The organism is Streptomyces sp. NPDC007164, assembly GCF_040634135.1.
Lineage (GTDB): Bacteria > Actinomycetota > Actinomycetes > Streptomycetales > Streptomycetaceae > Streptomyces > Streptomyces sanglieri.
In genome coordinates this window covers 235,227-257,466 of sequence record NZ_JBEYFB010000002.1, presented here as the reverse complement: position 1 = coordinate 257,466, position 22,240 = coordinate 235,227, and the positions used below count along the sequence as shown (strand labels likewise).

General features: G+C 72.5%; 22 protein-coding genes. 12 read left to right on the top strand and 10 right to left on the bottom strand.

Features of this window, described 5'->3' with window-relative positions; translation table 11 throughout:
- Positions 1-16 precede the first annotated feature (16 nt).
- Complete coding sequence (locus ABZ622_RS05680) at positions 17-940, bottom strand: rhomboid family intramembrane serine protease (protein WP_360540702.1); 924 nt, start codon at positions 938-940, stop codon at positions 17-19.
- A 141-nt stretch (positions 941-1,081) separates the two neighbouring features.
- Here ABZ622_RS05680 and ABZ622_RS05675 point away from each other — a divergent pair, with 141 nt between their 5' ends.
- From ABZ622_RS05675 to ABZ622_RS05665, 3 genes are all read left to right on the top strand, one after another.
- The gene (locus ABZ622_RS05675) at positions 1,082-1,828 is read left to right on the top strand and encodes a VWA domain-containing protein (RefSeq protein ID WP_360540700.1); all 747 of its coding nucleotides are present in this window, start codon (positions 1,082-1,084) and stop codon (positions 1,826-1,828) included.
- Positions 1,825-2,388, top strand: coding sequence for a HutD family protein (locus tag ABZ622_RS05670; RefSeq protein ID WP_360540698.1), 564 nt, complete (start codon positions 1,825-1,827; stop codon positions 2,386-2,388). The genes ABZ622_RS05675 and ABZ622_RS05670 overlap by 4 nt, the downstream gene beginning before the upstream one ends.
- An 85-nt stretch (positions 2,389-2,473) precedes the next feature.
- Positions 2,474-2,980 carry a pyridoxamine 5'-phosphate oxidase family protein gene (locus tag ABZ622_RS05665; protein WP_360540696.1) on the top strand — a complete coding sequence of 169 codons (507 nt, stop codon included), beginning with the start codon at positions 2,474-2,476 and terminating at the stop codon, positions 2,978-2,980.
- Here the strand turns inward: ABZ622_RS05665 and ABZ622_RS05660 are convergent.
- The 3 genes from ABZ622_RS05660 to ABZ622_RS05650 are packed head-to-tail and all read right to left on the bottom strand — an operon-like array spanning position 2,960 to position 6,050.
- Positions 2,960-4,030, bottom strand: a complete 1,071-nt coding sequence (locus ABZ622_RS05660; RefSeq protein ID WP_360540694.1) for an acyl-CoA dehydrogenase family protein — start codon at positions 4,028-4,030, stop codon at positions 2,960-2,962. The two genes, ABZ622_RS05665 and ABZ622_RS05660, sit on opposite strands and share 21 nt — an antisense overlap.
- Positions 4,030-5,175 carry an acyl-CoA dehydrogenase family protein gene (locus tag ABZ622_RS05655; protein ID WP_360540692.1) on the bottom strand — a complete coding sequence of 382 codons (1,146 nt, stop codon included), beginning with the start codon at positions 5,173-5,175 and terminating at the stop codon, positions 4,030-4,032. Before ABZ622_RS05655 ends, ABZ622_RS05660 begins: the two co-directional genes overlap by 1 nt.
- Entirely contained in the window at positions 5,175-6,050 is an 876-nt protein-coding gene (locus ABZ622_RS05650) for an enoyl-CoA hydratase (protein WP_360540690.1), read from the bottom strand. The genes ABZ622_RS05655 and ABZ622_RS05650 overlap by 1 nt, the downstream gene beginning before the upstream one ends.
- Positions 6,051-6,144: 94 nt before the next feature.
- On the opposite strand from ABZ622_RS05650, the gene ABZ622_RS05645 reads away from it, so the two are divergent.
- From ABZ622_RS05645 to ABZ622_RS05625, 5 genes are all read left to right on the top strand, one after another.
- On the top strand, positions 6,145-6,927 hold the full coding sequence (locus ABZ622_RS05645) for an SDR family oxidoreductase (protein ID WP_360540688.1): 783 nt from the start codon (positions 6,145-6,147) through the stop codon (positions 6,925-6,927).
- Between the two features lie 55 nt (positions 6,928-6,982).
- On the top strand, positions 6,983-7,594 hold the full coding sequence (locus ABZ622_RS05640; RefSeq protein ID WP_360540686.1) for a TetR/AcrR family transcriptional regulator: 612 nt from the start codon (positions 6,983-6,985) through the stop codon (positions 7,592-7,594).
- 31 nt (positions 7,595-7,625) lie between these two features.
- On the top strand, positions 7,626-8,783 hold the full coding sequence (locus ABZ622_RS05635) for an acetyl-CoA C-acetyltransferase (RefSeq protein ID WP_360540684.1): 1,158 nt from the start codon (positions 7,626-7,628) through the stop codon (positions 8,781-8,783).
- Positions 8,784-9,118: 335 nt separating this feature from the next.
- The gene (locus ABZ622_RS05630; protein ID WP_003969786.1) at positions 9,119-9,322 is read left to right on the top strand and encodes a cold-shock protein; all 204 of its coding nucleotides are present in this window, start codon (positions 9,119-9,121) and stop codon (positions 9,320-9,322) included.
- Between the two features lie 199 nt (positions 9,323-9,521).
- Entirely contained in the window at positions 9,522-11,186 is a 1,665-nt protein-coding gene (locus ABZ622_RS05625) for a DEAD/DEAH box helicase (protein ID WP_360540682.1), read from the top strand.
- Between the two features lie 150 nt (positions 11,187-11,336).
- On the opposite strand, the gene ABZ622_RS05620 is transcribed toward ABZ622_RS05625, so the two are convergent.
- From ABZ622_RS05620 to ABZ622_RS05605, 4 genes are read right to left on the bottom strand one after another with little or no spacing between them, the layout of a single operon-like run.
- Positions 11,337-12,398, bottom strand: a complete 1,062-nt coding sequence (locus ABZ622_RS05620; protein WP_360540680.1) for a nitronate monooxygenase — start codon at positions 12,396-12,398, stop codon at positions 11,337-11,339.
- Positions 12,398-13,159 (bottom strand): CoA-transferase, encoded by a 762-nt coding sequence (locus ABZ622_RS05615; RefSeq protein WP_360540678.1) that lies wholly within the window; start codon positions 13,157-13,159, stop codon positions 12,398-12,400. Before ABZ622_RS05615 ends, ABZ622_RS05620 begins: the two co-directional genes overlap by 1 nt.
- Complete coding sequence (locus ABZ622_RS05610; protein WP_360540676.1) at positions 13,156-14,025, bottom strand: CoA-transferase; 870 nt, start codon at positions 14,023-14,025, stop codon at positions 13,156-13,158. The genes ABZ622_RS05615 and ABZ622_RS05610 overlap by 4 nt, the downstream gene beginning before the upstream one ends.
- 2 nt (positions 14,026-14,027) lie before the next feature.
- On the bottom strand, positions 14,028-14,771 hold the full coding sequence (locus tag ABZ622_RS05605; protein WP_360540674.1) for an enoyl-CoA hydratase family protein: 744 nt from the start codon (positions 14,769-14,771) through the stop codon (positions 14,028-14,030).
- A 98-nt stretch (positions 14,772-14,869) separates the two neighbouring features.
- Between ABZ622_RS05605 and ABZ622_RS05600 the strand changes: the two genes are divergently transcribed.
- Together ABZ622_RS05600 and ABZ622_RS05595 are read left to right on the top strand one after the other, a co-directional pair.
- Positions 14,870-15,781: an SDR family oxidoreductase gene (locus ABZ622_RS05600; protein WP_360540672.1), complete on the top strand. Its 912-nt coding sequence runs from the start codon at positions 14,870-14,872 to the stop codon at positions 15,779-15,781.
- A 225-nt stretch (positions 15,782-16,006) separates the two neighbouring features.
- The gene (locus ABZ622_RS05595; protein ID WP_360540670.1) at positions 16,007-17,266 is read left to right on the top strand and encodes an NADH:flavin oxidoreductase; all 1,260 of its coding nucleotides are present in this window, start codon (positions 16,007-16,009) and stop codon (positions 17,264-17,266) included.
- Positions 17,267-17,327: 61 nt separating this feature from the next.
- On the opposite strand, the gene ABZ622_RS05590 is transcribed toward ABZ622_RS05595, so the two are convergent.
- Positions 17,328-18,236: a hypothetical protein gene (locus ABZ622_RS05590; protein ID WP_360540668.1), complete on the bottom strand. Its 909-nt coding sequence runs from the start codon at positions 18,234-18,236 to the stop codon at positions 17,328-17,330.
- A 242-nt stretch (positions 18,237-18,478) separates the two neighbouring features.
- Between ABZ622_RS05590 and ABZ622_RS05585 the strand changes: the two genes are divergently transcribed.
- Positions 18,479-19,255 (top strand): serine protease, encoded by a 777-nt coding sequence (locus ABZ622_RS05585; protein WP_124718247.1) that lies wholly within the window; start codon positions 18,479-18,481, stop codon positions 19,253-19,255.
- A gap of 24 nt (positions 19,256-19,279) precedes the next feature.
- Here the strand turns inward: ABZ622_RS05585 and ABZ622_RS05580 are convergent, their stop codons facing one another.
- Entirely contained in the window at positions 19,280-21,085 is a 1,806-nt protein-coding gene (locus ABZ622_RS05580; RefSeq protein WP_360540666.1) for a beta-galactosidase family protein, read from the bottom strand.
- Between the two features lie 251 nt (positions 21,086-21,336).
- On the opposite strand from ABZ622_RS05580, the gene ABZ622_RS05575 reads away from it, so the two are divergent.
- Positions 21,337-22,230, top strand: a complete 894-nt coding sequence (locus ABZ622_RS05575) for an AraC family transcriptional regulator (protein WP_360540664.1) — start codon at positions 21,337-21,339, stop codon at positions 22,228-22,230.
- The last annotated feature ends 10 nt before the right edge of the window (positions 22,231-22,240 follow it).

Sequence of the window (22,240 nt, the reverse complement as noted above, 5' to 3'; positions counted from 1 at the left end):
CATCACCGGCCCCGGCTCAGCCCGTCAGCGCGGAGTTCTTGAGCACCACCAGCAGCACCAGCACGGCGAACAGCACCACACACGCGGCGGCCTGGACCGCCGTACGGCGGTTCGCCGGGGCGTAGGCGTACGCGAGCGTGACGATGCCACCCGTCAGGAGCCCGCCCAAGTGGCCCTGCCACGAGGCGAATCCGGCCGAGATCAGCATCCAGATCAGGAAGCCGGCCATGAACCGGTTGACCGCTCGCATGTCGCGGCCCAGCCGCCGGTTGATGACGTAGAACGCCGCCCCGAGCCCGAAGATCGCACCCGAGGCGCCCACCGTGCCGGTGAACGGCGCGATCAGATGGACCAGGACCGAACCGCCCAGCGCGGACAGCAGATACAGCGCGAGATAGCGGGCCCGGCCCAGCTGCTCCTCCACGACCCGGCCCAGGTTCCACAGCGCGTACATGTTGAACAGGATGTGCAGCACCCCGAACGGCAGCGAACCGAGGGACGAGCCGCTCGGCGGCAGATGCAGGAAGGCCCCGGTCAGCAGCCGGTACCACTCGCCGCCCACCACCCCGATCACATCGAAGCCGGGGAAGTCCCCGGCCTCGTAGACGTACTGGGCGCCGTCCGGTCCGTTCAGCCCGGCACCGAGCATCTCGAACCGGCCGATGATCCCCGGGCGGATCAACTCGCCCAGGTACGCGGCGATGTTGAGCCCGATCAGCACATACGTGACGACCGGCACCGCGGTTCGCGACACCGCGCCGCCGAACACGGTCCGCGCCTGCCGGACCGAGCGCTGCCCCTCCTTCACACACTCCACGCAGTGGTGGCCGACGGCGGCCTCACGCATGCAGTCGGGGCAGATGAAGCGTTCGCAGCGGGTGCAGCTGACATACGTCTCGTAGGACGGATGGCGATAACAGGTGGTGACCGCGGCCTCCACGGCAGGCTCCTTCACGGGTGGGCGGACACGAGCGGCCGGTGGGGACGGCGGCAGATCAACATAGCGAACACCGCCCGGCCGGGGCATGTCCGGGTGGCCTACGCTCGAAGGTCCCGGCACACCGAGGATCGGAGACACCGCATGGCCGGCTCGCCCGCCGCCGCAACAGGTCCGGCTATCAGCCTCCGCAAGATCGAGGAGAGCGCGCCCGCGCTGGCCGGCCTCTACCGGAGCGCCGCGGTCTCGTTGACGAAGCACCGCATGAGCGGCGAGCGCGCCGCGGTCTATCTGGTGCTCGACTACTCCGGCTCCATGCGGGAGTACTACAAGGACGGCAGCGTCCAGGCCCTGGCCGACCGGGTGCTGGGGCTCTCGGCCCATCTGGACGACGACGGCCGCGTCCCCCTCGTGCTGTTCTCCACGGAGGTCGACGCCGTCACCGACATCGCGCTGGACAACCACCGCGGCCGGGTCGACGCGATCGTGGCCGGCCTCGGGCACATGGGGAAGACCAGCTACCACCTGGCCATGGACGCCGTCATCGACCACTACCTCGACAGCGGCTCCACCGCGCCCGCGCTCGTCGTCTTCCAGACCGACGGCGGCCCCATCAGCAAGCACGCGGCGGAACGATATCTCTGCAAGGCGGCGAAACTCCCCCTGTTCTGGCAGTTCATCGGCTTCGGCGACAAGCGGAGCAACCAGTTCGACTTCCTGCGCAAGCTCGACGAACTGGCCGTGCCCGCCAAGCGCGCCGTGGACAACGCCGGGTTCTTCCACGCCGGACCCGACCCGCGCCGGGTCCCGGACGCCGAACTGTACGACCGGATCGTCGCCGAATACCCGCAGTGGCTGGCCTCGGCCAGGGCCCGGGGGATCGTCAAGTGACGGCCCGGGTGCTGCGGGCGGCCGGCCGTACGGCCACCCCCTGGAAGAACGGCGGGGGAGTCACCCGGGAGATCGCGGCGTACCCCGAGGGCGCGCCGATGGACGCCTTCGACTGGCGGGTCAGCCTCGCCGAGGTGACCGAGGACGGGCCGTTCTCCGCCTTCCCCGGCGTCGACCGCATCCTGACGGTCGTCGAGGGCGCCGGCCTGGACCTCATGGTGGACGGTGAGCACCACATCGTCGACGAGCCGTACTGGCCGCACGACTTCCCCGGTGACCCGGCGACCGACGGCACACTGCTCGGCGGCCCGGTCGTCAACCTCAACGTGATGTGCCGCAGGGGGAGGACGAGCGCGGCCGTCGCGGTGGTGCGCGGCACGGTCCGGCTGTCGGCACCCCCGGGCGGGGCGGTGCTCGCCGTCGCGCTGGAGGACGGTGCGGTGCTCGACGGCTCGGAGACCGAACTCGACCGCTACGACGCGTTGTTGACGCGGGACGCGGCGGCGGGGGTGGTGCGGACCCACGGGTGGGCGCTGCTGGTCACCCTGTCGGCCGGCTGAGCCGGCTGGGCCGAAGGGCGGACGAGTCGGCGCGGGCCGGGAAATCAGGACAGGAGATGTCGGGTTTCCGGGGTTCCATGGACGTATGACATCGAGCTCCTGGGAAGACTTCCGGTCGGCGGAGCCGGCTTTCGCCGAAACCGTCCGCAACCGCTTCCAGCTGTACAAGCACCACGTCCTGGCCACCTTGCGCAAGGACGGATCGCCGCGGGTGACCGGGCTGGAGGTGGACTTCCGCTTCGGCGAAGTGTGGCTCGGCATGATGCCGGACTCGCGCAAGGCGCTGGACCTGCTGCGCGACCCGCGGTTCGCGGTGCAGGCCAACCCCGGCCCGGACGCCGAGATGGCCGACGGCGACGTCCGGATCTCCGGCCGTGCGGTGGTGACGACCGACCCCGCGGTGCTGGCCCGCTTCATCGAGGAGGTGAAGCCGCCGGAACCCTTCCACCTCTTCCGTGTGGAGCTGACCGAGGTGGTGCACACCGGGATCGAAGGCGGCGACACCATGGTCGTCCGGAGCTGGCGCCCCGGTCACCCGCTGCGCGTCTTCCGAAGGGGCAACGACGACGGCTCACTGAGCGAGACCACCTGAGGGCCCGCCCGGCGACCCGGGCGGCCCCGGTTGCCCGGGCCGCCGGGCGGCGGATGCGGCCGGCCCGTCGGCCAGTACCCGCGCCCGGCACGCCCCCGGCGTCCCCCACGCGTCCCGCAGCGGCCGCGCCTTCCGCAGCCACAGCGCCAGATCCAGCTCCTGCGTGTACCCCACCGCACCGTGCAACTGCAGCGCCGCCCGGGCCGCCGCATACCCCGCCTCGCCCGCCGCCACTTTGGCCGCCGCCACCCGCGCACCGGCGTCCGGCGCGTCCCCGGCGAGCGCCAGCGCCGCCCCGTACAGCAGCGGACGGGCGAACTCCAGCCCGATCAGGGTGTCCGCCAGCCGGTGCTTCACCGCCTGGAACGAGCCGATGGCCGTACCGAACTGGGTGCGCTGCCTCACGTACTCGACCGTGGTCCGCAGCAGCGTCTCGCCGGTGCCGAGCGCCTGCGCCGCTGTCACGAACGCCGCCCACCCGGCCGCCCGTACCGCCGCCCCGGCCACCCGGGGCCCCGAGGCGAGCAGCTCCCCGCCCGGCGCGGGGCGCCACAGCCGCCGCGCCGGGTCGGCCGACACGCTGAGCACCCCCGGCCCCGGTGCGAGCCGCAGCTCGTCACCGGTCACCGTGAACACCGCGTCCACCGCGTCCGCGTCCAGCGCGTACGGCCCGTGCCCGTCCGTCCGGAGCGTCGCCGACGCCGCGCCCGACGCCAGCCGGGGCAGCCACTCCTCGGCCGCCGGACCACCCACGTCCGCCAGCAGCACCGCGGCCGCGACCGTCTCCACCACCGGCCCCGGCACCGCATGACGCCCCAACTCGGTGAAAGCGACCGCGAGTTCGACCGGCAACGGGCCGACACCCCCGTACGCCTCCGGCACCGCGAGTGCGAAGACCCCCGCCTCCGCCAGCCGCGCCCACAGAGCCGTGCCGGGACCGTGGTCCCCGGCGGCCCAGGCCCGTACCACCGAAGGGGTGTCCGCGGCGGCCAGCATCGCGTCCAGCGAACGGGCGAACTCCCGCTGCTCGTCGTCCAGGAGGAAACGCATCAGCGCCGTCCCTTCGGCAGGCCGAGCAGCCGCTCGGCGATGATGTCGCGCTGGATCTCGTTCGTGCCGGCGTAGATGGGGCCCGCGAGGGAGAAGACGTAACCCTCGGCCCAGTCGGACGTGGCGAGTTCCGCGTCCGGGCCCAGCAGATCGAGCGCGGTCTCGTGCAGCGCGATGTCGTACTCGGACCAGAACACCTTGTTCAGGCTGGACTCCGCGCCGATGACCGACCCGGCGGCGAAGCGCGAGGCGTTGGCGGCGGTGAAGAGCTGATACGCGCGCGCCCCGATCACCGCGTCCGCCACCCGGTCCCGCGTCGCGGTGTCCGAGGGGTCGCCATGGGTGCGCCACAGCACGGCCAGCCGGTCGGCGGCGGCCAGGAAACGGCCGGGGGAGCGGAGCGTCAGCCCCCGCTCATTGCCCGTTGTCGACATGGCGATACGCCAGCCCTGGCCGGGCTCCCCGATGACGTCCTCGTCCGGTACGAACACCTCGTCCAGGAACAGCTCGGCGAAGGCCGGCTTGCCGTCGAGCCGCCCGATGGGCCGCACCGAGACCCCCGGCGCCGACAGGTCGAACATCAGATACGTCAGCCCGTGGTGCGGCCTGGCCGCCCCGGGATCCGTACGGAAGATGCCGAACGCCCGGTCCGCGAAGGCGGCCCGGGACGACCAGGTCTTCTGCCCCGAGAGCAGCCAGCCGCCGTCCGTGCGCACCGCCCGCGAACGCAGCGACGCCAGGTCCGAGCCCGACTCCGGCTCGGACCAGGCCTGCGCCCAGATCACCTCGCCGCTCGCCATCGACGGCAGGACCCGCGCCCGCTGCTCGTCCGTGGCGTGGTCGAAGAGGGTCGGAGCGAGGAGGTTGATGCCGTTCTGCGAGACCCGGCCGGGGCCGCCCGCCGCGTAGTACTCCTCCTCGAAGACCAGCCACCGGAAGATGTCGACGTCCCGGCCGCCGTACTCGGCCGGCCAGGAGACCACCGACCAGCGGTCCGCGTACAGCCGCGCCTCCCACTCCCGGTGCGCGGCGAAGCCCTCGGCGGTCTCCAGCGACGGCAGCGGGGCGGCCGGCACATTGGCCCGCAGCCACCGGCGCGCCTCGTCCCGGAACGCCGCCTCCTGCTCCGTGCCCGACAGATCCATCAGCCGTCCGCCTGCTTCTTCATCGAGGCGATGTCCATGCCGCCCAGCGGATCCGCCGCCGTCTCCGCGTTGTGCGCGTGGGCGAGGTGGTGGAGCCCGAAGACGGAGTCCATCCCGGTGTGCATCCCCTGGAGGTCCTCGGCCTGGTTGACCGCGCGCTTGGTGAGCGCCAGCCCGAGCCGGGGCATCGCGGCGATCCGCAGCGCCAGCTCATCGGTGGCGTCCGCCAGTTCCTCCCGCTCCACCACCTTGTTCACCATGCCGACCTCGTACGCCCGGCGGGCGCTCATCCGGTCGCCGGTGTACAGGAACTCCTTCGCGATCCGGGGCGGCATCACCCAGGGATGGGCGAAGTACTCGACACCGGGGATGCCCATCCGCACCACCGGATCGGCGAAGAAGGCGTCCTCGCTCGCCACGATCAGGTCGCAGACCCAGGCGAGCATCAGCCCGCCGGCCACACAGGCGCCCTGCACGGAGGCGACGACCGGCTTCGGCAGCTCGCGCCACCGCCTGCACATGCCCAGATAGACCTCCGACTCGCGGGCGAAGCGGCTCTCCGCGCCGGTCTTGTCGGAGTGGTCCCACCACAGGCCCGCCCGGCGCTCGAAGGGCAGATGCGCGTCGCGCTCCGGCGTGCCGATGTCATGGCCCGCCGAGAAGTGCTCCCCGGCGCCCGCCAGCACGGCCACCTTGACCTCGGAGTCCTCGGCGGCCCGGTAGAACGCGTCGTCCAGGGCGTAGGTCATGGCCGAGTTCTGGGCGTTGCGGTAGCGCGGGCGGTTCAGCGTGAGGTACGCGACCGGGCCGCGGCGCTCGTAGAGCACCGGGCCGTCCCGGTGGCCGGCGGCGGAGGGGGCGTGGGCAGAGGGCATCGGCTCATCCTTCCCTAACAAGTGTTTGGTAGGTTAACGTACCGGCACGAGCACCGTCGAGGACCCGAAGGACCGGGACCGAGGAGGTACGGGCGTGAGCGCACCGCAGTACGTATCCGGGCACGGGCTGCTGGCCGGCCGCACCGCCGTCGTCACCGCCGCCGCGGGCGCCGGGATCGGCGGCGCCACCGCCCGCAGATTCCTGGAGGAGGGCGCCCGCGTCGTCATCGGCGACGCGCACGCCCGCCGGCTGAAGGAGACCGAGCAGGCGTTCGCCGAGGAGTTCGGCGCCGACCGCGTCGCCGCACTGCCCTGCGACGTCACCGACGAGACCCAGGTCCGGGCCCTGTTCGAACTCGCCGAACGGACCCACGACGGGCTCGACATCGTCGTCAACAACGCCGGCCTCGGCGGCACCGCCGAACTCACCGAAATGACCGACGAACAGTGGACCAAGGTCCTCGACGTCACCCTGAACGGCACCTTCCGCTGCACCCGCGCCGCCCTGCGCTCCCTCAAGGCGGCGGGCCGCGGCGGCATCGTCGTCAACAACGCCTCCGTCGTCGGCTGGCGCGCCCAGAGCGGCCAGGCGCACTACGCCGCCGCGAAGGCCGGCGTCATGGCGCTCACCCGGTGTGCCGCGATCGAGGCCGCCGAGTACGGCGTACGCGTCAACGCCGTCGCGCCCAGCCTCGCCATGCACCCGCACCTGGTGAAGGTCACCTCCGCCGGACTCCTGGACGAACTGACCGCGAAGGAGGCCTTCGGCCGGTACGCCGAGCCGTGGGAGGTCGCCAACGTGATCGTCTTCCTCGCCAGCGACTACTCCTCGTACCTGACCGGCGAGGTCGTCTCCGTCAGCAGTCAGCGGGCCTGACCGTGCGACGGCACGGGACACCCCCGGCAGCGGCCGCCGGGCGGAGAATGGCCGGGTGCCTACCAAGAAGAAGCCCCAGGTGACCCCCTCGCCCGAGCGGCGCCGCGAACTGCTCGCCACCGCCGCCGAGGTCTTCGCCGCCCAGGGATACAACGCCACCACCGTCCGCAAGATCGCGGACGCGGCCGGGATGCTCGCGGGCAGCCTCTACTACCACTTCGATTCCAAGGAATCGATGCTCGACGAGATCCTCTCGACCTTCCTCACCGAACTCTGGGAGGGGTACGACACGGTCCTCGCCGCCGGACTGGCCCCCAGGCAGACCATCGAGGCGCTCGTCACCGAGTCCTTCCGGGAGATCGACCGGCACCGGGCCGCCGTCGCCATCTACCAGAAGGAGGCCAGGCATCTGGCCGACCAGCCGCGCTTCCAGTACCTCGCCGACTCCCAGCAGAAATTCGAGAAGGCCTGGCTCGGCACCCTGGAACGCGGCGTCGCCGACCACAGCTTCCGCGCCGACCTGGACATCCGCCTGACCTACCGCTTCGTCCGCGACACGGTCTGGGTCGCGGCGTCCTGGTACCGGCCGGGCGGACTGCACAGCCCCGAGGAGATCGCCCGCCAGTACCTCTCGATGGTCCTGGACGGCATCGCCCTCGACACCTGACCCCACCCGCGCTCACCAAGGAGCAGCAGTCATGGCCGAGGCATACATAGTCGAAGCGGTACGCACCCCGGTCGGCCGGCGCGGGGGCGGCCTCGGCGCCGTCCACCCCGCCGACCTCGGCGCCCATGTCCTGAAGGCCCTCGTGGAGCGGACCGGGATCGACCCGGCGGCCGTCGAGGACGTGGTCTTCGGCTGCCTCGACACCGTCGGACCCCAGGCCGGCGACATCGCCCGCACCTGCTGGCTGGCGGCCGGACTGCCCGAGGAGGTCCCCGGCGTGACCGTCGACCGCCAGTGCGGCTCCTCCCAGCAGGCCCTGCACTTCGCCGCCCAGGGCGTCCTCTCCGGCACCCAGGACCTGGTGGTCGCGGGCGGCGCCCAGTCCATGACACAGATCCCCATCGCCTTCGCCTCCCGGCAGGCGGCCGAACCCCTCGGGCTGACCGAGGGCCCGTACGCGGGCAGCGAGGGCTGGCGCGCCCGGTACGGCGACGCCCCGGTCAACCAGTTCCACGGCGCCCAGCTGATCGCCGAGAAATGGGACATCAGCCGCCGGGACATGGAGGAGTTCGCGCTCCGTTCCCACCGGCGCGCGATCCGCGCCATCGACGAGGGGCGCTTCGCCCGCGAGACCGTCGCCCTCGCGGGCGTCACCACCGACGAGGGGCCGCGCCGCGACACCACCCTGGAGAAGATGGCGGGGCTGAAGCCGGTCCTGGACGGCGGCACCATCACCGCCGCGTGCTCCTCGCAGATCTCCGACGGCGCCGCCGCCCTGCTCATCGCCTCCGAGCGGGCCGTCGCCGAGCACGGCCTCACCCCGCGCGCCCGCGTCCACCACCTCTCGGTGCGCGGCGAAGACCCGATCCGCATGCTGTCGGCACCGGTCCCGGCCACCGCGTACGCGCTCAAGAAAGCCGGAATGACCATCGACGACATGGACCTGGTCGAGATCAACGAGGCATTCGCCCCCGTCGTCCTGGCCTGGCTGAAGGAGACCGGGGCCGACCCCGACCGGGTCAACGTCAACGGCGGCGGGATCGCCCTCGGTCACCCGCTCGGCGCAACCGGCGCGAAATTGATGACGACCCTGCTGCACGAACTGGAGCGCACTGGCGGCCGCTACGGCCTCCAGACCATGTGCGAGGGCGGCGGCCAGGCGAACGTGACGATCATCGAACGGCTCTGACCGCGGACCCGGGCCGGACCCGGCCGCCGGGCCGCCGCGACACCGGTCGCGCCAAGGATTCCGGCGGCTTTTCCGGCCCCGCCCGGCCAGTTCCCGCAAGGGCCGGACCCGAATCCGCCGACCGGCCGCGCGGCGTGTTCCCACCGCTCGCCGACGGAACGTGCTACGGTTGCCGAGTTGCAGTTTTGGTACCCATGAACTTTATGTGCGCCTGACGGGAATGCTTCCTCAGGCGCATTATTGTTTTCCGGCTTTCTCCGGATGGGGCTCAATGCGGCGACTTGAAATTCGTAAAGTGCGGATTTCCGGCACTGCACCTCTTTTAGGAGAATGACATGGCTACTGGAACCGTGAAGTGGTTCAACTCGGAAAAGGGCTTCGGCTTCATCGAGCAGGACGGCGGCGGCGCCGACGTCTTCGCCCACTACTCCAACATCGCCACCTCGGGCTTCCGTGAGCTCCAGGAGGGCCAGAAGGTCTCCTTCGACGTCACGCAGGGCCAGAAGGGCCCGCAGGCGGAGAACATCGTCCCGGCCTAATCGCCGGACGCGTACCTCGCAACCGGGGCCCGCACCGTGAAGGTGCGGGTCCCGGTTTGTGCTGTCCCCGGGACATGCCGGAAACAGGCGCGCCCGCCCACGGCGCCCTCCCGGCAGCCCCGTGCAGTTCCCCGCAGTCCCACGCAGTTCTCAGGAATCCCCAGGACTCCTCAGGAATCCCCCAGGAGGGCAATTCCGTATGACCCGCTCCGAACGCCAGGACCGACCCGCCCGCAACCGCCCGTCGAGGGGGCGCGGCACGGCCCCGGCAAAGGCAACCGCTAAGGGTTCCGGCAAGGGATCCGGCAAGGCGTCGCCCCGTCGCAGGGCCACGCCGCCGCAGGGTGAATTCGCCCTGCCCGAAACCATGACCCCCGCACTGCCCGCCGTAGCGGCGTTCGCCGAGCTGGACATGCCTGCAGCCCTGCTGAAGACCCTTGCCGCGCAGGGCGTGACCGAACCCTTCCCGATCCAGGGCGCCACCCTGCCGAACTCGCTCGCCGGCCGGGACATCCTCGGCCGCGGCCGCACCGGCTCCGGCAAGACCCTCGCGTTCGGCCTCGCCCTGCTGGCCCGCACCGCCGGCCGGCGCGCCGAGCCGAAGGCCCCGCTGGCACTCGTCCTGGTCCCGACCCGCGAGCTGGCCCAGCAGGTCACCGACGCGCTGACGCCGTACGCGACGTCCGTGAACCTGCGCCTGGCCACCGTCGTCGGCGGCATGTCGATCACCAAGCAGTCCGGCACGCTGCGCCGGGGCGCCGAGGTGCTCGTCGCCACGCCGGGACGGCTGAAGGACCTCATCGAGCGCGGCGACTGCCGTCTCGACCAGGTCGCCATCACCGTCCTCGACGAGGCCGACCAGATGGCCGACATGGGCTTCATGCCGCAGGTCGTCGCCCTGCTCAAGCAGGTCGAGCCGGACGGCCAGCGGATGCTGTTCTCCGCGACGCTCGACAAGAACATCGACCGGCTGGTCAAGATGTTCCTGACCGACCCGGTCGTGCACTCCGTCGACCCGTCGGCCGGCGCCGTCACCACCATGGAGCACCACGTGCTCCATGTGATCGACGAGACCGACAAGAAGGCCGTCGCCACGAAGATCGCCGCCCGTGAGGGCCGGGTGATCATGTTCGTGGACACCAAGCGCGCCGCCGACCGGTTCGCCAAGCGGCTGCTCGCCAGCGGTGTACGGGCCGCCGCCCTGCACGGCGGGCGCTCGCAGCCGCAGCGCAACCGGACCCTGGACCAGTTCAAGAACGGCCAGGTCACCGCACTCGTCGCGACCAACGTGGCGGCCCGCGGCATCCACGTCGACGACCTGGACCTGGTCGTCAACGTGGACCCGCCGACCGACCACAAGGACTACCTCCACCGGGGCGGGCGCACGGCGCGCGCCGGTGAGTCCGGCAGCGTCGTCACGCTGGTGCTGCCCGAGGAGAAGCGGGACATGACCCGGCTGATGGCCGACGCGGGCATCGCCCCGCAGACCACCCGGATCAAGTCCAGCGACGAGGAGCTCAGCCGGATCACCGGGGCCCGCGAACCGTCGGGCATCGCGATCGTCGTCGAGGTCCCGCAGCCGACCCCGCCGAAGCAGCGCACGCGCTCGGGCGGGACCTCGGCGGGCGGCACCGGCTTCCGCTCGGGCAGCCGGGGCCGTGGCCGGCGCGGTGGTGCCGGACAGGGCGGTGGCGAGACCCGCTCCGCGGGCGGCGCCTCGCGCGGCGCGGGCACGGGCGGCTCCGCGCGCAGCGCGGGTGCGGGCGGCGGCCGTGGCAACGGCGAGCCGCGCGGCGCGGGTGCCGGGCGCTCCGGTGCCGGCCGCGGCGGAGCGGCGGCGGGACGTGGCCGCAGGGCCGCGTAGCGGTACGTACGCAGCGACACACACGGCGAGGGGCGCCCGGAGGGATCCGGGCGCCCCTCGCCGTGTCCGCGTCCGTGCCTGCCGGCCACGGCGTCCGTGCCTGCCGTGTCCGCGTCCGTGCCCAGCGGCCACGGCGTCCGCGCCCGCCGGCTACGCGTCCGTGCCCGCCGCGCGGACCACCGTGCCCAGGGCCTCGTGGGCCTCGGCCATCACCCGTTCCACCAGCTCCGCGCAGCTGGGCAGGTCCTCGATCAGGCCCGCCACCTGGCCCGAGGCCATCACCCCCAGGTCCGTCCGGCCGTCCACCATGGACGCCTTCAGGAGCATCGGGGTGTTGGCCGCCAGCAGGACCTGGCTCCACGACAGGTCCTTGCCGTGCCTCATCGCCAGGCCGTCGCGCACCATCCGGGACCAGCTGGTCCCGGAGATCCGCCGGAAGCCCGCCGCCCGGCGCACCGCCTGGGCCAGCGCCCGGACCCGGCCCGCGTGCTCCAGTGCCGCGACCATCTCCGTACGCAGCATCCGGTGCGGCAGCCCGTCCACTGCCCTGGTGACCGTGACGTCCTTGACGCCCGCCGCCAGATACCGGGCCTTCACCGCGTCCGGCACGGTCGAGTCCGACGTCAGCAGGAACCGCGTGCCCATCGCGATGCCCGCCGCCCCGTACGCCAGCGCCGCCACCAGGCCCCGGCCGTCATGGAAACCGCCCGCCGCGACCACCGGGATGTCCACCGCGTCGGCCACCTGGGGCAGCAGCACCGTGGTCGCCACCTCACCGGTGTGCCCGCCGCCCTCGCCGCCCTGCACGATCACCGCGTCCGCGCCCCACGCCGCGACCTTCTCGGCGTGGCGTCGGGCGCCGACCGACGGGATCACGACCACCCCCGCGTCCTTCAGCTCGGCGATCAGCTCCTTCGAGGGGGCCAGCGCGAAGGACGCCACCCTCACGCCCTCGTCGACGATGATCCGTGCCCGCTCGCGCGCGTCGCCCGCGTCGGCCCGCAGATTGACGCCGAACGGCTCGTCCGTACGGGACTTGACCTCCCGTACCGCCGCCCGCAGCTGCCCGGTGGTCATCGTCGCGGAGGCCAGGATGCCCAGGGCGCCGGCCCGGGCCGTGGCGGAGACCAGACGGGGCCCGGCGACCCAGCCCATGCCGGTCTGGATGACGGGGTGGCGGACGCCGACGAGCTCCGTGAGCGCCGTCCGCATCAGGCCCCGACCTCGCGGTTCCGGGTGCCCTGCGGGTCGACGACCTCGCGGATCAGGGTCAGTTCCTCGGCGGTCGGCTCCCGGGTGCACGGGACGTCGTCCGCGATCGTGAGCGCGAAACCGGTGGCCTCGCGGACCTGGTCGACGGTGACGCCGGGGTGCACCGAGGCCAGCCGCATGGAGCGGTCCGGGGTCGCGAAGTCGAAGACGCCGAGATCGCTCACCACGCGCGGGATGCGGTGGTAGCGGGTGGCCGACGGACCGGCCGCCGCCGCGCTGTCGTGGCCGACCCCGCAGATCATGTCGACGCGCTCGAGGAAGACCCGGGTGGAGTGCCGGGGGATCCAGTAACTGACCGGGTTGTTCAGGGTGTTGACCGGGGCGCCGCGCACGCCGAGCAGCTGGCGGGAGGGCTGTTCCCAGTCGCCGATGCAGGAGATGTTCTGGTTGCCGAACCGGTCGATCTGGCTCGCCCCCATCATCACGTGGCGCCTGCCGCCGGTGACCATGGTGAGGTGCCGGCGGTAGGGCAGCCAGCCCTCCGTCGTGCCGTCCGGGGCAAGGAGCATCGCCTCGCCGTCGGTGAGCAGCAGATCGGGCGAGAAGGTGCGCCTGGCGAGCCGGGCGCCGACGGACGGGACGAGGCCCATCGGGCTGGCGAGCACCTCGCCGTTGCCGCGCCAGGCGTCGGCGCAGGCGATCACGCAGTACTCGGCCCGGGTGACGGCGCCCGGGTTCGCGGTCGCGTTCCGTGTGGTCATTTCTGCTCCTCGTGCCAGGTCCGGACGGCCGACTGGTAGCCCTTCTCGTCGCCCCCGGCGGGCAGGAACCGCTCGCTGAAGGCCGCCCAGGCCCCGGGGTCGGCGGCGGCGGTCGCATACGCCTTCTGGAACGCCTCGTCGCGCGGGTGGTCGGGCACGCAGGAGGTGAAGTGCGCGCCGTTCGGGGTCTCGACGACACCGGTGACGGAGTGCCGCCGCACGAGGAGGGTCTGCGGGGCGGCGTTCCCGGTCAGTTCGGCCGTCTCCACGAGGCGTTCGCAGGACACGTACGCGGCGTCCGCGGCCTCGCAGAACAGGTCGTCGAAATACGGGTCGGGACCGAGGTACTGGCCGTTGCCGGACCGGTCGGCGCGGTTCAGATGGACCAGCGCGGCGTCCATCCGCAACGCGGGCATCGCGACGAACTCCTCACCGTCCTCGTACGGCGAAGTCACCGTGCGCAGGCCCGGGTTGACCCGCATCACGCCGGAGCCGAGGCCGGCCCGCACGGGGAGGAACGGCAGCCGGTTCGCGGCGGCGTGCAGCCCCCACATGAACATGGCCTCGTCGATCTCCATCAGTTCGATCGCGCCGCGCTGGCGGGCCGCCCTGAAGTGGGGTTCGAGCGGGATCGAGTCGAGCGTGACGAAGGCCGCGACCAGCTTCCGGATCTTGCCGGCGGCGGCGAGCAGCCCCACGTCGGGGCCGCCGTACGAGATCACGGTGAGGTCGGTGACCTCGGAGCGGAGCAGCGCCCGCACCAGCGCCATGGGTTTGCGGCGCGAGCCCCAGCCGCCGATGCCGATCGTCATCCCGCTGCTGAGCCGGGAGACGACGTCGTCGGCCGTCATGGTCTTGTCGGTCATGGTCATGCCTCCTTGCCGAAGGACTCGCGTACGCGGTCGGCGACCCCGCTGAGGTTGGCCTCGAAGGTGAAGCCCTGCTCGAAGCGGTAGCTGCGGCGTACGTCCACCGGGTCGATGCCGTTGATGGCGGCCTTGGCCAGCCGGATCAGATATCCGTCCTTGCGGGCTATCTCGCCCGCCAACTCCAGGGCCGCACCGAGGAGTTCATCGCGAGATACGACCTTCCAGACCGAGCCGTGGGCGTGCAGTTCGGCGGCGGTGGCGGTGCGCGAGGTGTAGTAGAGCGCCCGCATCAGGTGCTGGGGCACCAGCCGGGCCAGATGGGTCGCCGCGCCGAGCGCGCCCCGGTCCAGCTCGGGCAGGCCGAACGTGGCGTCGTCGCTCGCCACGATCGCGTCCGCGTTGCCGACCAGGCCGATGCCGCCGCCGAGGCAGAAGCCGTTCACCGCGGCGACGACCGGGACCTCGCACTCGTAGACGGCGGCGAACGCCTCGTAGCAGCCGCGGTTGGCGGCGATCAGGGTGGTGTGCCCGGTGTCGCGCTGCATCTCCTTGATGTCGACACCCGCGTTGAACCCGCGTCCGGTGGCGGCCAGCACGACGCAGCGGACCTCGGGATCGCGGCCCGCCGTGCGGAGCGCGTCGGCGAGGTCGTACCAGCCCCGCACGGGGAGCGCGTTGACGGGCGGGTGGTCGACGGTGACGAGCCTGATGCCCTTGGCGGGGCTTGTGGTGGAGACACCCATGAGCGAATCAGCTACCTTTCCACCAAACATTTGTTAGGTGTGGAAGGTAGCAGCCTGCCCCCGCATCGCCAACAAGGAGACGAGTGGGGAGACGAGTGATGACTGGTCTGTGCGACGGCCGTGTGGTGGCCGTGACGGGTGCGGGGCGCGGCCTCGGCCGGGCCCATGCGCTCGCCTTCGCCGCCGAGGGCGCGAAGGTGCTCGTCAACGATCTGGGGGTCGGTCCAGGCGGCGACGGTGGCTCCCTCGGCCCGGCGCAGCTGGTGGTCGACGAGATCGTGGCGGCGGGCGGCGAGGCGGTCGCCCACGGGGGCGACATCGCCACGACCGAAGGGGCCGCCTCGCTGGTCGCGGCCGCGCTGGAGGGCTTCGGGCGGCTGGACACCTTGGTCAACAACGCGGGGTTCCTGCGCGACCGGATGCTGGTGAATCTGGACGAGGACGACTGGGACGCCGTGATGCGGGTCCATCTCAAGGGCCACTTCCTGCCGTTGCGGCACGCGGTGGCGCACTGGCGGGCCGAGGCGAAGGCGGGCCGCGCACCGGTCGCCCGGGTGATCAACACCAGTTCCGGCGCGGGGCTGCTCGGCAGCGTCGGCCAGGGCAACTACTCCGCCGCCAAGGCCGGGATCGTCGGCCTGACACTGGTCGCCGCGGAGGAGACGGCCCGGTACGGGGTCCAGGTCAACGCGATCGCCCCGGCGGCCCGGACCCGGATGACCGAGCGGACGTTCGCGCGGACGATGGCGGCGCCGGGGGAGGGGGAGTTCGACGCGATGGCCCCGGAGAACGTGTCCCCGCTGGTGGTGTGGCTCGGCTCGGCCGCGAGCGACGGGGTGAGCGGACGGGTCTTCGAGGCGGAGGCCGGCCGGATCACGGTCATGGAGGGCTGGCGGCCCGGCCCCACCGCGGACCGGGGCGCGCGGTGGGCGCCGGAGGAGGCAGGAGAGGCGGTACGGAAGCTGCTCGCCCGGGCGGAGCCGGCGCAGCCGGTGTACGGGGCGCGGTAGGCCGGCCGCCGCCGATCGCGTCCCGGACCCGTCGCCGACCGCGCCGTCGCGCCCCTGGTTGTCGGGTGGCCGGCCGTCCTGGGGGTGTTCATGCCCCCGGCTGTCTCGTCGTCCGCCGTGCGGGTGTTCGTGCTCCCGTCCTTGCCGGAGCCCGCAGCCCGCCCCGCCGGCCCCGCCCGGCCCCGTCGTTCACGTCCAACGTCGTCGCACACACCGGAGACCGGCATGCCTTCACAGTCCGCCGCCCCCGTACCGACCGCACCGGACCCCTTCGCGCCCGCGCGCCTGGGGCCCCTCACCCTCCGCAACCGCGTCATCAGGTCCGCCACCTTCGAGGGCGTGACACCCGACGGCCTGGTCACCGACGAGCTGATCGCGTACCACCGCCGGCCCGCCGCCGGCGGAGTGGGCATGACCACCGTCGCGTACTGCGCCGTCGCCCCCGAGGGCCGCACCGAGCGCCGTCAGATCTGGATGCGCCCCGAGGCGGTGCCGGGGCTGCGCCGGCTCACGGACGCCGTGCACCGCGAGGGGGCCGCGATCAGCGCCCAGCTCGGCCATGCGGGCCCGGTCGCCGACGCCCGTTCCAACCGGCTCCCGGCGCTCGCCCCCGGACGGTTCCTCAGCCCGCTCGGCATGCGGATGACACGGGCGGCGACCGCCGAGGACATCGCCGGGGTCGTCCGCGCCCACGCCACGGCCGCCCGGCTGGCCGTCGAGTCCGGATTCGACGCGGTCGAACTGCACTTCGGCCACAACTACCTGGCCAGTTCGTTCCTCAGCCGCCGCCTCAACCACCGCGACGACGCCTACGGGGGCAGCCTCGCCAACCGTGCCAAGGTCGCCCTCGGTATCGCCCGCGCCGTCCGCGACGAGGTCGGCGACACCATCGCGGTCACCGCCAAGCTCAGCATGGACGACGGGGTGCCCGGAGGTTTCTGGCTCGACGAGAGCCTTCAAGTCGCCCGCCGGCTCCAGGAGGACGGCACGGTCGACGCCCTCGAACTGACCGCCGGGAGTTCCCTGTTCAATCCGATGTATCTGTTCCGCGGCGACGCGCCGCTCACCGAGTTCGCCGCGGCCTTCCCCTGGCCGGCTCGTCTGGGCATACGCCTGGCCGGTGGCAGATTCCTGCGCTCCTACCCCTACGAAGAGGCGTTCCTGCTGCCCTCGGCGCGTCAGTTCAGGGCCGCGCTGAGCCTCCCGCTGATCCTGCTCGGCGGCATCACCCGCCGGGCGACCGTCGAGCAGGCCATGGCGGAGGGCTTCGAGTACGTGGCCATGGCCCGCGCCCTGCTGCGCGAACCGGACCTGGTCAACCGCATGAGGGAGCAGCCGGAGGTGCGCTCCCTGTGCATCCACTGCAACAAGTGCATGCCGACGATCTACACCGGAACCCATTGCCCCATCGCAGGGCCCCCGCCGGACCGTCCGTCGCGCCGCTCGCGGACAGCGGCCGACGACTTCCCCCGCACGACGGACTGACCCGGACGGAGGTCCTGCTCCGTGCGCCGTCGCGGAAGACGGCGCCGCACTCCCGCCCGGCTCAGGTCTCGCAGTCCAGGACCGTACGGCACAGCCCGCAGCGGGCCCGCACCCGTCCGCGCACCGGTACGCGGACGCGCTGGTGGCAGACCGAGCAGGCGAAGGAGACCCGCAGCCCGTCCGGGCCGCCCTCGAAGGCGTACGGAACGCCGGGGTCCGCGGGGGCGCCCGGCCGGTCCAGGGCGTGCCGCCGGTCCCTGGCGTAGCGGCGGCGGCCCGCCCATCCGGCGGCCGCCAGGGGCGGCTGCCGGATGTCCTGGAGGGCCCGTGCGCGCCCCTTGGTGTAAGCCTCGTAGGCCTGCGGGCTGGTGAACCACGGCGATGGGTCCTCGTCGAAGGCGAACGCCCGCTTGGCGAGGACGTACCCGAATTCCTCCGGGGTGAGGTAGCCGAGCTTCTGGCTGGAGACCCGGTCCTCCCGGAAGGCGTCGAGCAGCAGCCACCCCACGCCCAGGTACGTGGTCACGGTGTCGGTGAGGATCTCGTTGTCCCGCGTACCGGGGAATTCCAGGCCGAGGCGGTGCAGCAGCACATGCGTGACCTCGTGCGACAGCGCGGCCCCGATGTCCCTGCGGTGGGTGCGGAAGCGGTCGTTGAGCTCGACGAAGTACTCGGGTCCGGCGGTCAGTTCGACCCCGGCGGCGTGCTCCATCGCGCGGAAGCCGACGATCATGCGGGCGTCCGGCAGATGGAGATGCCGGACCACCGCCCGGGCCACCCGCTGGCTGCCGAGATACAGATCGTCCTGGTCGGCGAAGGCGGCCTCGACGGGGGCGAGGCTCGTGGCGTAGCCGCGGACACCGTCGTACGACAGCCGCCGGTACAGCGCCGTGATCGCGGACCGGACCGTGTCGAGGTGCGGGAAACCGTGGACCACCGGGCTGCCGGCGCTCCGGCCCTCGTCCGCCACGTGCCACCCCCGTCCGTGAGGTCCGACCGGCTTTCACTGTAGCCGCAGGACCGCAGATGATCTTGGCCGGAAAGTGATCCTTGTGGGGGTCGTGATCATTTCCCGATAATCCGAACCACGCCCTTGTCGGGAGCATGACTATCGGTGCGGTGGCTGCCGCCCGAGGTCGGCACCCGCCCCGGGCGGCAGGCACTCCCCACAAGTACCCCCCACAAGCACCCCCCACGAAAGAAGGCAGTCTCTTGAAGCAGCTTCTGCGTGCCGTGAAGAGATGTTCCGTCATAGCCGCCGTGGTTCTCGCGGCCGTCAGCCTCCAGCCCGCCGGAGCCTCCGCGGCTCCCCAGCCGGTCGTCGGCGGAACCCGCGCCGCACAGGGTGAATTCCCGTTCATGGTCCGGCTGTCGATGGGCTGCGGCGGCGCCCTCTACGCCAAGGACATCGTCCTCACCGCCGCGCACTGCGTGGACGGCTCGGGCAACAACACCTCCATCACCGCCACCGCGGGCGTCGTCGACCTGCAGTCCTCCAGCGCCGTCAAGGTCAAGTCCACCAAGGTCCTCCAGGCCCCCGGCTACAACGGCGCGGGCAAGGACTGGGCGCTCATCAAGCTCGCCAAGCCCATCGACCTGCCGACCCTGAAGATCGCCACCACCACCGCGTACAACAACGGCGACTTCACCATCGCCGGCTGGGGCGCGGCCACCGAGGGCGGCGCCCAGCAGCGCTACCTGCTCAAGGCCTCCGTGCCGTTCGTCTCCGACGCCGACTGCGAGGCCGCGTACGGCAGCGACCTCGTCCCCGGTGACGAGATCTGCGCCGGGCTGATCGACACCGGCGGCGTCGACACCTGCCAGGGCGACTCCGGCGGCCCCATGTTCCGCAAGGACAACGCCGGAGCCTGGATCCAGGTCGGCATCGTCAGCTGGGGCCAGGGCTGCGCCGAACCCGGCTACCCCGGCGTGTACAGCGAGGTCTCGACCTTCGCCGCCAACATCGCGTCCGCGGCAGCCACGCTCTGACCCCGGCCCCGGCCGGATCCTGAGTCACACCTGAGCATCCCCGGGGGTGCCCGTCCTGACGGGCGCCCCCGGGCCCAGATCCGCGTACGGCGCGCCCGCGCCCTCCAGCTCCAGCACCCACACCTCGTTCACACCCTCCCGCAGCACCGGCCCCGGCACGTACAGCGTCCGCTGCGCGCCCAGCGACCAGTAGCGCCCCAGGCAGAAGCCGTTCACCCAGACGAACCCGCGCGTCCAGTCCGGCAGTTCGAGCCCGGCATGCCCGGTGCCGGCCGCCCCGGAGACCTCGAACGTCCCCCGGAACAGCCCGGTGGAACCGGCCCCCCCGGCGCCGGCGAACACCACCCCGGCCAGCGCGTCCGGCTCCTCGAACGCCTCCAGCCGCAGCGCCCGCGCCCGCACCCCGTGCAGGAACTGCCGCTCGTGGCGCACCCCGCCGGTGATCCCCTTGGGCTCACCGAGCCGCGGCCCGTAATTGACCCGGCCCAGCGACTCCACCCACAGCTCGACCTCCGCGGGCCCGGCCACCGGCTCGTCCAGGGCACTGTTCTCCTCGGTGAGCACCCCCACCCGGACCCCGTCCACGTACACCACGGCCCGGTCCCGCAGCCCCGTCACATCCAGGGCGTACGGCTTGCGCGGACCGGGAACGGACACCTGGTAGCGCACCAGACCCCGGTCGACACCCAGCTCCTCGAAGGTCGGCGGCACACCGGACGGCGCCGCCTCCTCGTCGCCCAGCGCGTCCAGCACGGCACCCAGCGGCGCCCAGTCGGTCAGCTCGGCCCGCACCGGAGCCGCCAGCCCGGCCGGCTCCGGCGGAAGATCCGGAAGCGGCCCGTCCGCGTACTCGGCGAGCACCTCGCGGAACAGCCGGAACTTCTCCGTGGGGCGGCCGTACTCGTCGATCGGCGCGTCGTAGTCGTACGACGTCACCGTCGGCAGGAAGTCCTGGTCCTGGATCGGCCCGGACCGGTTCGCCCCCGCCCACCCGGCGAAGTTCGTCCCCCCGTGCGCCATGTAGATGTTCACCGACGCCCCGCACTCCAGGATCTCCCGCAACGCCCCGATGGCCTGCGCCGGCTTCCGCACGACCGGCTCGGCACCCCAGTGCTCGAACCACCCGCACCAGAACTCCATGCACATCAGCGGCCCCTTCGGCTGATGACGGCGCAGCACCTCGAACGCCTCCCGGGCACCCGACCCGAAGTTCGCCGTGGCCAGCAGCCCCGGCACCGAGCCGCCGGTGAGCATGTGGTCCTCCGGCCCGTCGGAGGTGAACAGCGGCACGGTCACCCCGCGCTCGCGCAGCATCCCGGCCACCCGCCGCAGATAGACCTGATCGGAGCCGTAGCTCCCGTACTCGTTCTCCGCCTGGACCATGATCACCGGCCCGCCGCGCCCGATCTGCCGCTGCACCACCTGCGGCAGCAGCACACCGAACCACCGCTCCACGGCGCCCAGGTACTCCTCGTCACGCGACCGCACCCGCCGGCCGAACCGCCCCGTCACCCAGACCGGCAGCCCGCCGTTCTCCCACTCGGCGCAGATGTACGGACCCGGCCGGACGATCGCCCACAGCCCGGCCCGCTGCGCCGCGTCCAGGAACCGGCCGAGCGCCGCCACGTCCCGGAACCGGCCCGGCTGCGGCTCGTGCAGATTCCACGGCACATACGTCTCGACACAGTTGAGCCCCATGGCGCGCAGCATCGACAGCCGGTGATCCCACTGCGCCTCGTGCACCCGGAAGTAGTGCAGGGCCCCCGACAGCAGCCGTACGGGCTTCCCGTCGATCCGGAAGTGGTCGTCCCCCACGGTGAAGTCAGCCATCGTGCTCGTACTCTCCTGTGCGTGCGGCCCCCGGAACCGCACGACCGGGCCCGTACGACGGCACGCACCACGGAGCGGGCGAACCCGGGAGGAATGTTGCCACCACCTTCGCCCCCTGGCGCCCGGCCGGTCCATGGACAAAGATCACTGCTGTTTGGACACAATTGTTCGGACCAATGGTCCGGGCCGGCTGTCCGGACCTGCGTGAGAACTGTTCGTACCTACGTGAGAAAGGGGAGGAAGGAAGGCCGATGTACCACACCTGGATGCGTTTCTTCACCCCCAGCCCGCTCCACCACCGGCTCGGCCTCGTCTGCCTGGGCGTGGGACTCCAGCACGGCGCGCTGCCGACCGTCGGCCCCCGCACCCTGGACCACCACGTGGCCGTCGTCGTCAACTCCGGCAGCGGCTGGTTCACCGCACCCGACGGCCGCCGGGTACCCGTCACCGCCCCCAGCCTGATCTGGCTGACCCCCGGCACCCCGCACCACTACGGCGCCGACCCGGGCACCGGCTGGGACGAGAGCTTCGTCGACTTCACCGGCCCCGCCACCGCCACCTACACCGAACTGGGCTACATCGAGCCCGACCGCCCGCTCGTCCCGCTCGCCGACACGGCGGGCCCCCGCGCCGCGATCGGACGGATCGTACGCGCGGCCCGGCGCGGCAACCCACTGCTGGAGGTCGAGACCGGCGCCGCCGTCCACGAACTCCTCGTCGCCCTGCGTCGGGCCCGCGCCGATGTCAGCCCCGACGGCGACCCCGTGCTCCAAGCCCTGGCCCGCGACGCCTTCCAGCCATTGTCCGTCGCCGAGCACGCGGCCCGGCACGGCATGACCCCCGCCGAACTGCGCACGGCGGTACGCCGGGGCGCCGGATGCAGCCCCAAGGACTACCTCCTCGGCATCCGGCTCGGCCGCGCCAAGGAGCTCCTCGCCGCCACCGACCTGCCGGTCGCCGCCGTCGCCCGGCGCGTCGGCTACGACGACCCGGCGTACTTCTCCCGCCTCTTCGCCCGCCGGGTCGGCACCGCCCCGGTCCGCTTCCGCGAGCAACAGGGCCGCAACGTGCCCGGCGGCTGGAGCGACCGGGTTCCGGACCCGGAGCACCCACCGACGATCACCCCACCGGGCCCGGCCGTCTAAGCTCGCTGAC